The 10,728-nt window shown below is 70.5% G+C and carries 10 protein-coding genes; 3 read left to right on the top strand and 7 right to left on the bottom strand.

Features of this window, described 5'->3' with window-relative positions:
• The 3 genes from G3I19_RS30060 to glmS all read right to left on the bottom strand — a co-directional run.
• On the bottom strand, positions 1–231 hold a 231-nt coding region (locus G3I19_RS30060; protein WP_275402789.1), incomplete at its 3' end, for an NAD(P)H-hydrate epimerase.
• Between the two features lie 225 nt (positions 232–456).
• A complete protein-coding gene (locus tag G3I19_RS30055) occupies positions 457–825 on the bottom strand; it encodes a holo-ACP synthase (protein ID WP_164266874.1) in 369 nt (122 codons plus the stop codon).
• Between the two features lie 165 nt (positions 826–990).
• Positions 991–2,838, bottom strand: coding sequence for a glutamine--fructose-6-phosphate transaminase (isomerizing) (gene glmS / locus G3I19_RS30050; RefSeq protein ID WP_164266873.1), 1,848 nt, complete (start codon positions 2,836–2,838; stop codon positions 991–993).
• Between the two features lie 228 nt (positions 2,839–3,066).
• Here glmS and coaA point away from each other — a divergent pair, with 228 nt between their 5' ends.
• A complete protein-coding gene (gene coaA, locus G3I19_RS30045) occupies positions 3,067–4,068 on the top strand; it encodes a type I pantothenate kinase (RefSeq protein ID WP_164266872.1) in 1,002 nt (333 codons plus the stop codon).
• A gap of 17 nt (positions 4,069–4,085) precedes the next feature.
• A complete protein-coding gene (locus G3I19_RS30040) occupies positions 4,086–5,024 on the top strand; it encodes a DUF389 domain-containing protein (protein WP_164266871.1) in 939 nt (312 codons plus the stop codon).
• A 162-nt stretch (positions 5,025–5,186) separates the two neighbouring features.
• Here G3I19_RS30040 and glmM read toward each other — a convergent pair whose 3' ends face one another.
• From glmM to G3I19_RS30020, 4 genes are all read right to left on the bottom strand, one after another.
• Positions 5,187–6,545 (bottom strand): phosphoglucosamine mutase, encoded by a 1,359-nt coding sequence (gene glmM, locus G3I19_RS30035; RefSeq protein ID WP_164266870.1) that lies wholly within the window; start codon positions 6,543–6,545, stop codon positions 5,187–5,189.
• A 174-nt stretch (positions 6,546–6,719) separates the two neighbouring features.
• Positions 6,720–7,220, bottom strand: a complete 501-nt coding sequence (gene rpsI / locus G3I19_RS30030; protein WP_164266875.1) for a 30S ribosomal protein S9 — start codon at positions 7,218–7,220, stop codon at positions 6,720–6,722.
• An 80-nt stretch (positions 7,221–7,300) separates the two neighbouring features.
• Positions 7,301–7,744, bottom strand: coding sequence for a 50S ribosomal protein L13 (gene rplM / locus G3I19_RS30025; protein WP_164266869.1), 444 nt, complete (start codon positions 7,742–7,744; stop codon positions 7,301–7,303).
• Between the two features lie 335 nt (positions 7,745–8,079).
• Positions 8,080–9,699, bottom strand: a complete 1,620-nt coding sequence (locus tag G3I19_RS30020; RefSeq protein ID WP_164266868.1) for an ATP-binding cassette domain-containing protein — start codon at positions 9,697–9,699, stop codon at positions 8,080–8,082.
• 96 nt (positions 9,700–9,795) lie between these two features.
• Between G3I19_RS30020 and G3I19_RS30015 the strand changes: the two genes are divergently transcribed.
• A complete protein-coding gene (locus G3I19_RS30015) occupies positions 9,796–10,689 on the top strand; it encodes a hypothetical protein (RefSeq protein WP_164266867.1) in 894 nt (297 codons plus the stop codon).
• The last annotated feature ends 39 nt before the right edge of the window (positions 10,690–10,728 follow it).

Here is a 10,728-nt window from a genome sequence, read left to right as displayed (position 1 = left end):
CACACCGGCGCCGCGCCGGGCCAGCCGTGCGCCCGCGTACAGGGCGTCTCCCCCGTTGTCCCCGCTGCCGACGAGCAGCACGACCCGTGCGCCGTACACCTTCCCCAGCAGGTCCGCGCAGGCCGCGGCGAGCCCGGCCGCGGCCCGCTGCATGAGGGCGCCCTCCGGCAGCCTCGCCATCAGTTCGCGCTCGGCGGTCCGTACGGTTTCCACGCTGTAAGCAGTACGCATGTCTCAACCCTCCACTGTCGTCCCGCCGCACTCAACCGCCCGCGACCCGCGCCACGCCGACCTCACCCGGCCGCCCGCGCAGAGGTTGCCGGCGCAGAGGTTGCCGGCGCCGAGGTTGCCCGCGCCGAAGCGCTGCCCCCCCCTGAGGCCGCCCACGCCGAGGAGTCCACCCCGGGGTTTGCCGTGCTGAGGCCACCCGCCAACGGGCGCGGGTGGCCGCCCTCGTCACCCCTCAGCGATCACGACGGCCGAGGCCACTCCCGCGTCATGGCTGAGGGAGACATGCCACGACTGCACACCCAGTTCGGCGGCCCGCGCCGCTACCGTGCCGGTCACCCGCAGCCGGGGGCGGCCGCCGTCCTCCACGAACACCTCCGCGTCCGTCCAGCGCAGCCCCCCGGGTGCGCCGAGCGCCTTGGCCAGCGCTTCCTTGGCCGCGAAGCGGGCGGCCAGTGACGCGATGCCCCGGCGCTCACCGCCGGGGAGCAGCAACTCCTCCGGGAGGAAGAGCCGTTGGGCCATTTCCGGGGTCCGCTCCAGCGCCGCGGCGAAGCGTTCGATCTCCGCGACATCGATCCCGACTCCGACAATCACCCGGCCACCCCCTGCTTCACATGCCTCACATACCTCACATGCCTCACGCGCTTCCCCTGCCCCACGCACTTCACGTGATCCCCCTGCCCCACGCACTTCACGTGCCCCACGTGCCCCACGTGCTTCACGTGCTTCACGTACTTCACGCCCCCGTCGCTCCCCCGGTCACTCGACCGTCACCGACTTCGCCAGGTTGCGCGGCTGGTCGACCTCGTTGCCCCGGGCGGTCGCCAGTTCGCAGGCGAAGACCTGGAGCGGGACGGCCGCGACCAGGGGCTGCAGCAGAGTGGGCGTGGCCGGGATCCGGATCAGATGGTCGGCGTACGGCACGACGGCCTCGTCCCCCTCCTCCGCGATGACGATGGTCCGCGCACCGCGCGCCCGGATCTCCTGGATGTTCGAGACCATCTTCCCGTGCAGCACCGACCGCCCGCGCGGCGACGGTACGACGACGACCACCGGCAGATCCTCCTCGATCAGCGCGATAGGACCGTGTTTGAGCTCGCCCGCGGCGAACCCCTCCGCGTGCATATAGGCGAGTTCCTTCAGCTTCAGCGCACCTTCCAGGGCCACCGGATACCCGACGTGCCGACCCAGGAACAGCACGGTGTCCTTGCCGGAGAGCGACCGCGCCAACTCCCTTACCGGCCCCATCGTTTCCAGCACCCGCTCGACCTGACGGGAGATCGCCGACAGCTCGCGGATGACGGCCCGGATCTCGTCCGCCCACTTCGTCCCGCGCACCTGGCCCAGATACAGGGCGACGAGATAGCAGGCCACGAGCTGCGTCAGGAAAGCCTTGGTCGACGCGACGGCCACCTCGGGTCCGGCGTGCGTGTAGAGCACCGCGTCCGACTCCCGCGGGATGGTCGACCCGTTGGTGTTGCAGATGGCCAGCGCCTTGGCGCCCTGCTCACGGGCATGGCGCAGCGCCATCAGGGTGTCCATGGTCTCGCCGGACTGCGAGATGGCGATCACCAGCGTCTGCTGGTCGAGGATCGGGTCCCGGTAGCGGAACTCGCTGGCGAGTTCGGTCTCGCAGGGGATCCGGGTCCAGTGCTCGATGGCGTACTTGGCGATCATCCCCGCGTGGAACGCGGTCCCACAGGCGACGATGACGACCTTGTTGATCTCGCGCAGCACCGCGGCCGGAATCCGGACCTCGTCGAGCGTCAGCAGCCCGCCGGTATCGATACGCCCCAGCAGGGTGTCCGCGACAGCCTTCGGCTGCTCGGCGATCTCCTTGAGCATGAAGTAGTCATAACCCCCCTTTTCCGCCGCTGAGGCGTCCCAGTCGACGTGGTACGAACGGACGTCGGCCGGTGCCCCCTCGAAGTCGGTGACGAGCACGCCGTCCCGGCGGAGCTCCACCACCTGGTCCTGCCCCAGCTCGATCGCGGACCGCGTATGGGCGATGAACGCGGCCACGTCCGACGCCAGGAAGGACTCACCCTCTCCAACGCCCACCACCAGCGGCGAGTTCCGCCGCGCGCCGACCACCACATCCGGTTCGTCGGCGTGCACCGCGACCAGGGTGAACGCCCCGTCGAGCCGGCGGCACACCTGCCGCATCGCCTCCGCCAGGTCCCCGCACGAGGAGTACGCCTCGGCCAGCAGATGCGCCGTGACCTCCGTGTCGGTCTCGGACGCCAAGTCGTGGCCGCGTCGGGCCAGTTCGGCGCGGAGCGCGGCGAAGTTCTCGATGATCCCGTTGTGGACGACGGCGACCCGGCCCGCGTTGTCCAGGTGCGGGTGCGCGTTCTCGTCGTTGGGCGCCCCGTGCGTGGCCCAGCGGGTATGCCCGATACCCGTGACCCCGGCCGGCAAGGGCCTCTCGACCAGCTCCTTCTCCAGATTGGCGAGCTTCCCGGCCTTCTTCGCCGCCGCCAGCCCGCCGTCGGCGAGCACTGCCACGCCCGCCGAGTCGTAGCCCCGGTACTCCAGCCGCTTGAGACCCGCGATGACAACATCCAGCGCCGACTGCCCGCCGACGTACCCCACGATTCCGCACATCCCGGCAGCCTACGGCGGACCCGCCCGCGGACCGGACTTCACCGGGCCCGCAACGGTCGCCCGTCCGGGACCGGACGGCCCGGGTGGCGCAGCCCGAACAGCCCACCCCGAACAGCCCACCCCGGGACGCCCCGGACCCGGTTCAGCCCCGAGTCATACAGCCCCGAGTGACGCACCCCACCCGCCACCGCCGCAACACAGCCGCAGCACAGCGGCCACAATGAACGGGTGATCTCTCCGGTCTCCCCGCCGCCGCGGAGCGCCCACCGGCCCAGGCCGGAGGCGACTCCCTACGTCGACCTCACCCGTACCGAGTGGAGCGCCCTGCGCGAGAAGACCCCGCTGCCGCTCACCGCCGACGAGGTCGAGCGGCTCCGCGGGCTCGGGGACGTCATAGACCTCGACGAGGTGCGGGACATCTACCTGCCGCTGTCCCGGCTGCTCAACCTGTACGTCCAGGCGTCGGACGGGCTGCGCGGGTCTCTCAACACCTTCCTGGGTGACGCGGGCAACGGCCACGGCACCCAGCACGGCACCCCCTTCGTCATAGGGGTCGCCGGGAGCGTCGCCGTGGGCAAGTCCACCGTCGCCCGCCTGCTGCAGGCGCTGCTCGCCCGCTGGCCCGAGCACCCGCGCGTCGAGCTGGTCACCACCGACGGATTCCTGTATCCGATGGAGGAGTTGAAGCGGCGCGGGCTCATGGCCCGCAAGGGTTTCCCCGAGTCGTACGACCGCCGCGCCCTCACCCGGTTCGTCGCGGACGTGAAGTCCGGCCGGGACGAGGTCACCGCCCCCGTCTACTCGCACCTGATCTACGACATCGTGCCGGACGAGCGGCTGACCGTACGCCGCCCCGACATTCTCATCGTGGAGGGGCTGAACGTGCTGCAGCCCGCGCTCCCCGGCAGCGACGGCCGCACCCGCATCGGGCTCGCCGACTACTTCGACTTCTCCGTGTACGTGGACGCGCGCGCCGAGGACATCGAGAGCTGGTATCTCAACCGGTTCAGAAAGCTGCGCGCGACCGCTTTCCAGGACCCGTCCTCGTACTTCAGGAAGTACACCCAGGTGTCCGAGGAGGAGGCACTGGAGTACGCGCGCACCATGTGGCGGACCATCAACAAGCCGAACCTGGTGGAGAATGTGGCACCGACGCGCAGCCGTGCCACCCTCGTCGTGCGCAAGGGACCCGACCACAAGGTCCAGCGTCTCTCGCTGCGCAAGCTCTGATCTCCTGGAGTACCCGCGTGCTGCATCTGCGCCTGATCGTGCCCGCCGACCGTACGGACGAGGTGCTGCGGCTGCTGGGCCGCACCGTGGGCACCACCCATCTCGTGGTGCTGCCGGGGGCCGCCCGCAATCCCGAGGGCGACCTGGTGATGTGCGATGTGGCGCGCGAGGCGGGCGACGACCTGATCGGCGCGCTGCGCGGGCTCGGCATCGACAGGTCCGGCTCGATCACGGCCGAGAACATGGACCTGACCCTCTCCGCGCACGCCGACAGGGCGGAGGCCGAGGCGCCCGGTGAGGGCTCGGACGCGGTGCTGTGGGAGGAGCTGACGCAGGCGACCGACGAGGAGTCCACGTTCAGCGTCACCTATGTGGCGTTCATGACCGTCGCGACGATGCTGGCCGCCTGCGGTGTGATGCTCGACAACGCGATCCTGATCGTGGGGGCGATGGCCGTCGGGCCCGACTTCGGGCCGCTGGCGGGGATCTCGACGGCCCTGGTGCAGCGGGCTCCACGGCTGGTGGGACGGTCGTTGACAGCGCTGATCGGCGGGTTCGCCATCGCGATGGTGCTGACGGCCGGGTTCGCCTGGATGATGAACGCTTTCGGGCTCTTCACCCTGCGGATGGTCGAGGCGGACCGCCCCAGCACCTCGTTCATCTGGCAGCCGGACCGGATGTCCTTCGTGGTGGCGTTCCTCGCCGGGATCGCGGGGACGCTGTCGCTCACGTCGGCGAAGTCGGGGGCGCTGATCGGTGTGGCCATCTCCGTGACGACGGTGCCGGCGGCCGCCAATGCCGCGGTCGCGTTCAAGTACGGCGACTACGGCCAGACCTGGGGTTCGGCCAGCCAGCTGCTGGCGAACCTCGGCGGGATCGTGGTCGCGGGCACCCTGACGCTGCTGGTCCAGAAAGGACTGCTGTCGGTACGCCGCGGCCGCGCGCGGCGCACCTGAGGGCGCACCTGGCCCGGCACCGGTCCGCCGCACGAGACAGACCTCTGCGTACACAGGCGTACGTACACAGGCGTACGTACACAGGTGCCCGCCCACGGCGTCGCGGGCGGGCACCTGGCTACGTCGAACGGTCCGCGGCGGGCTCGAAAGGCCGGCCTGGCTCTACCCCAGCGCCGACTTGACCACGTCGGCCAGCCGTGCCGCCACCGTCTTCGCCTGGTCGATGTCCGCGGCCTCGACCATGACCCGCACCAGCGGCTCCGTGCCCGAGGGGCGCAGCAGCACCCGGCCGGTCGAGCCCAGTTCGCGTTCGGCCTCGGTGACCGCGGCCCGCAGCTCGGCCGATGTGGCGACACGTGACCTGTCCACGTCCGGCACATTGACCAGGACCTGCGGCAGCCGCACCATCACACCCGCCAGGTCGGCGAGGGTGCGGCCGGTGGCCGCGACCCGGGCGGCCAGCATCAGTCCGGTGAGCGTGCCGTCGCCGGTCGTCGCGTGGTCGAGGACGATGACGTGGCCGGACTGCTCGCCGCCCAGCGCGTAGCCGTGTTCCTTCATCGACTCCAGGACGTAGCGGTCACCGACGGCCGTCTGGACCAGCTCGATGCCCTCGCGTTCCATGGCCATCTTGAAGCCCAGGTTGGACATCACGGTGCCCACCACGGTGTTCCCGCGCAGGGTGCCCGCCTCGCGCATGGCGAGGGCCAGGACGGCGAGGATCTGGTCGCCGTCGACCTCGTCGCCTGCCGCGTCCACGGCGAGGCAGCGGTCGGCGTCGCCGTCGTGCGCGATGCCGAAGTCGGCGCCGTGTTCGACCACGGCGGCCTTGAGCAGCGCCAGATGGGTCGAGCCGCAGCCGTCGTTGATGTTCAGCCCGTCGGGCTCGGCGCCCAGGGTGACGACCTCGGCGCCGGCCCGGGCGAACGCCTCGGGCGAGACACGGGACGCCGCGCCGTGTGCCTCGTCGAGGACGACCTTGAGGCCGTCGAGCCGGTTGGGCAGGACGCCGATGAGATGGGCGACGTACTGGTCGAAGCCCTGGTCGTACGTGCGGACCCGGCCGACGCCCGCGCCTGTCGGGCGCTCCCACGGCTCGCCGGTGCGGTGCTGGTCGTAGACCGTCTCGACGCGGTCCTCCAGCTCGTCGGCGAGTTTGTGGCCGCCGCGGGCGAAGAACTTGATGCCGTTGTCCGGCATGGCGTTGTGGCTGGCGGAGAGCATCACGCCGAAGTCGGCGCCCAGCGCACCGGTGAGATACGCCACCGCGGGGGTGGGCAGCACACCGACGCGCAGGACGTCCACGCCCGCGCTGGCGAGGCCCGCCACGACGGCGGCCTCCAGGAACTCTCCGGACGCACGAGGATCGCGTCCGACCACCGCTTTCGGCCGATGGCCCTCGAAGGTGCCCGCTTCCGCGAGTACGTGCGCCGCCGCGACCGAGAGACCGAGCGCGAGCTCCGCCGTCAGGTCCACGTTGGCGACACCGCGCACACCGTCCGTGCCGAAGAGTCGTCCCACTGCTGTCCTCCGAAAAGCTCCGCGAAATTCCGAATACCCAGGTCTCTGAGCGCTGTGAACGTCTTGTGCCGTTATACGCCGGAGGACCTGATAAACGAACGCCCCGGCAGCACAGAAGGTGCCGCCGGGGCGAACGTACGAACAGGGTCGTGCATGCGGCCCTGCAAGCCGTATTTAGCGCTTGCTGTACTGCGGGGCCTTACGGGCCTTCTTGAGACCGGCCTTCTTGCGCTCGACCGCACGGTCGTCGCGGGAGAGGAAGCCGGCCTTCTTCAGCGTGGCGCGGTTGTTGTCCACGTCCGCCTCGTTCAGCGAGCGGGCCACACCGAGGCGCAGGGCGCCGGCCTGACCGGACACGCCGCCACCCGAGATACGGGCGATGACGTCGTAGCGGTTGTCGAGCTCGAGCACCTTGAAGGGCTCGTTGACTTCCTGCTGGTGCACCTTGTTGGGGAAGTAGTCCTCAAGGGTGCGACCGTTGATCTTCCACTTGCCGGTGCCCGGGACGATCCGGACGCGGGCGATGGCGTTCTTGCGACGGCCAAGTCCGGCGGCCGGCTGCGGGTCGCCGAAGCGGCCCGCGAGCGACTCGCTGGTGTACTCGCCCTCGACGGGAACCTCGGACTCGAAGGTGGTCACCTCGGCGAAGGTCTCTTCGCCCTCGGTGCCCGCCACGTCGTCGGTGGGCGTCTCTGCAGTGGTCTCGGCCACGATTCTCCTCAGATCTTTCTGTACGTCTTAGGGGGTGGCCGGAACTACTGCGCGACCTGGGTGATCTCGAACGGGACAGGCTGCTGGGCAGCGTGCGGGTGCTGGTCCCCCGCGTAGATCTTCAGCTTCGAGAGCACCTGACGGCCCAGGGTGTTCTTGGGGATCATGCCCTTGATGGCCTTCTCGACGGCCTTCTCGGGGCTCTTCTCGAGCAGCTCGTCGTAACGGACGGAACGCAGACCACCCGGGAAGCCGGAGTGGCGGTACGCCATCTTCTGGGTCTTCTTGTTGCCGGACAGGTGAACCTTGTCGGCGTTGATGATGATGACGAAGTCGCCCATGTCCATGTGCGGGGCGTAGATCGCCTTGTGCTTGCCCCGGAGGAGGGTGGCGGCGGTCGTCGCCAGACGGCCGAGGACGATGTCCTGGGCGTCGATGATGTGCCACTGGCGAGTGACATCGCCGGGCTTAGGGCTGTACGTACGCACTTCGTAGCCTTCGCTTCTTCAGTGGATGGGGTCCAGACACATGGCACCGCTGAAGCGATCGTGCAGCTGGGGCTCACAGTGCCGGGGACGCTGCCCGTATGCGAGCCACTGGTAACTGCTCCAGGGAACCTACGTAAGGGCCCTTCGCGTGAGAACGACGAAGCCAATACGTATAACAAGTCCCGAGAGTACCCGCGCCGCGCCGCCCGGGTCAAAACGCCTCAGCACCCTGGCCGGGCCCCTCAGTCGTCGGCGACCGGGCCCGGCTCGCCCTCAGGCCCGACGGGCAGCGTCCGCGTGGAGCTCGCGCGGGCTCGTCGGACGTACCGGCCCGGTCATCTGGCGCGCACCACGCGCCGCTCGTCCCACACCGGCTCGGGCGTCTCCCGTACGACACCGTCCGAGCCGAAGACCAGATACCGGTCGAATGACTTCGCGAACCAGCGGTCGTGGGTGACCGCGACCACCGTCCCCTCGTACGCCTCAAGACCCTCCTGGAGCGCCTCGGCCGACTCCAGGTCCAGGTTGTCCGTCGGCTCGTCCAGGAGCAGCGCGGTCGTGCCGGCCAGCTCCAGGAGCAGGATCTGGAAGCGCGCCTGCTGGCCGCCCGAGAGCCGGTCGAAGAGCTGGTCGCCCTGGCGTTCCATCTCGTAACGGCGCAGCACGCCCATGGCCGCGCCCCGGGCCTTGGCGTGCTCCGTCCACAGGATGTCGACGAGTGTGCGGCCCAGCAGTTCCGGGTGCGCGTGGGTCTGGGCGAAGTGGCCAGGTACGACGCGGGCGCCGGTCCTCCACTCGCCGGTGTGGGCGACGTCGCCGCCGGCCAGCAGCCGCAGGAAGTGGGACTTGCCGGACCCGTTGGAGCCGAGCACCGCCACCCGCTCGCCGTAGAAGATCTCCAGCGAGAAGGGCTTCATCAGCCCGGTCAGCTCAAGGTTCTCGCAGGTCACGGCCCGTACGCCGGTGCGGCCGCCGCGCAGCCGCATGCTGATCTCCTGCTCGCGCGGCGGCTCGGGCGGCGCCCCCGCCTCCTCGAAGCGCTGGAAGCGGGTCTGCATGGCGTGGTAGCGGGAGGCCATGTCGGGGCTGCTCGCCGCCTGGTTGCGCAGCCGCAGCACCAGGGCCTTCAGCCGGGCGTGCTCCTCGTCCCAGCGCCGCTTGAGCTCCTCGAACCGCGCGAAGCGCTCCTTGCGGGCCGCGTGGTAGGTGTCGAAGCCGCCGCCGTGCACCCACACGTCCGAGCCCGCCGGGCCGGGCTCCACACTCACGATCTTCTCGGCGGCCCGCGACAGCAGCTCCCGGTCGTGGGAGACGAAGAGCACCGTCTTACGGGTCTCCTTGAGCCGCTCCTCCAGCCAGCGCTTGCCCGGCACATCGAGATAGTTGTCCGGCTCGTCGAGGAGCAGCACCTCGTCGGGGCCGCGCAGCAGCGCCTCCAGGACCAGCCGTTTCTGCTCGCCCCCGGAGAGTGTCCGCACCTGACGGAACTGCGCCTTGTCGTACGGGACGCCGAGCGCCGCCGTGGTGCACATGTCCCAGACGGTCTCGGCCTCGTACCCCTGCACCTCGGCCCAGTCGCTCAGGGCCTGCGCGTACGACATCTGCGCGGACTCGTCGTCCACGGTCATGATCAGGTGCTCGGCGGCGTCCACCGCGCGGGCCGCTTCGCGGATCCGGGACTGGGCGACCGAGACGAGCAGGTCGCGGACCGTACGGTCGTCGCGGACCGAGCCGACGAACTGCCGCATCACGCCGAGCCCGCCGCTCACCGACACCGTCCCGCCGTGCGGCTGGATCTCCCCGGCGATCAGCCGCAGCAGGGTGGTCTTGCCGGCGCCGTTGGCACCGACCAGCGCCACGACGGCGCCGTCACCCACCCGGAACGAGGCATCACCGAGCAGCACCCGCCCGTCCGGCAAGTAGTACTCGAGATGACCCGCTTCAAGATGTCCCATGCATCGGATTGTCACCCACGGACGCCCCCGGAAGGCAAACGGATTCCGCTGCCCCTGTGGGCTGCGGGGTGGCTGAACCGGATTAGTATGCGCGCCATGAGCTTCGGGCAAGGGGGGCCCTCCTGGGGGCCGGGGGATCCACAGCGGAACAACAACGCGGGCGGACGGTGGCAGCCGGACGGCCAGGGGTCCGGCGGGACACCGGACTGGGCGGCGCTGGCCGACGAGAGCGCCGCGCGCGGCCGGCGCAAGAAGCTGCTGTACATCGGCGGCGGGGTGCTGGCCACCGCCGTGGTGGGGGCCCTCGTCGCCGCCGTGGTGGTGGCGGCGGGCAGCGGATCCGACACCTCGGGCAAGGACCTCCCCTCCCCCGAGGCCCTGCCGACCAGGAGCGGCGACGCCCTGCCGTCCTTCACGCCGAAGGCCCCGGCTCCGCCGCCCAACCCCAAGGACTTCATCTCCAGCTCGAAGAAGGACAAGGCGCCGCTCAGCGCCGCCACCCTCTTCCCCGGCGCGAAGATCGCGGTCGGCGACCACACGTACGCGAAGGCCGCCACCCACCGCACCACGGCCTGCGCCTCCGTCACCCAGGGCGCGCTCGGGTCCGTACTGGCCGACAACGGCTGCGGGCAGGTCATCCGGGCGACGTTCAGCAAGGGCGGTGTCGCGGTGACCATCGGGGTGGCCGTCTTCGACACCGAGGCGCAGGCCCAGAAGGCGATGAAGCAGTCGGCCGGAGGCATCGCCTCGCTCAACGGCGCGGGCGTTCCCACCTTCTGCCGCAACGGCTCGGTCTGCCGCAGGACCGCCAACGCCTACGGCCGGTACGCGTACTTCACGGTCGGCGGCTTCACCAGCGGCAAGAACGTCACCCAGTCCGACGCGACCGTCTTCACGGCCGGTGACGACGTGGCGGAGTTCACCTTCCGCCAGATCGTGGCGCGCGGCCAGGCGCAGGCGTCGGCGGCGGCCACCGCACCGCCGAGCTGAACGGGCCTCCGACCGCCCGCGCCCGCCGGCCGGCGGCGG

Source organism: Streptomyces sp. SID10853, assembly GCF_010548145.1.
In the GTDB taxonomy this organism is placed as follows: domain Bacteria; phylum Actinomycetota; class Actinomycetes; order Streptomycetales; family Streptomycetaceae; genus Streptomyces.
The sequence above is the reverse complement of the archived record's forward strand: the minus strand, read 5'-3'. Positions and strand labels throughout refer to the sequence as shown.

Bases quoted from the DNA above. Each gene is read 5' to 3' on its own strand.
- G3I19_RS30020 (WP_164266868.1), bottom strand. From the start codon at position 9,699: ATGGGACATCTTGAAGCGGGTCATCTCGAGTACTACTTGCCGGACGGG.
- glmS (WP_164266873.1), bottom strand. From the start codon at position 2,838: ATGTGCGGAATCGTGGGGTACGTCGGCGGGCAGTCGGCGCTGGATGTT.
- G3I19_RS30015 (WP_164266867.1), top strand. From the start codon at position 9,796: ATGAGCTTCGGGCAAGGGGGGCCCTCCTGGGGGCCGGGGGATCCACAG.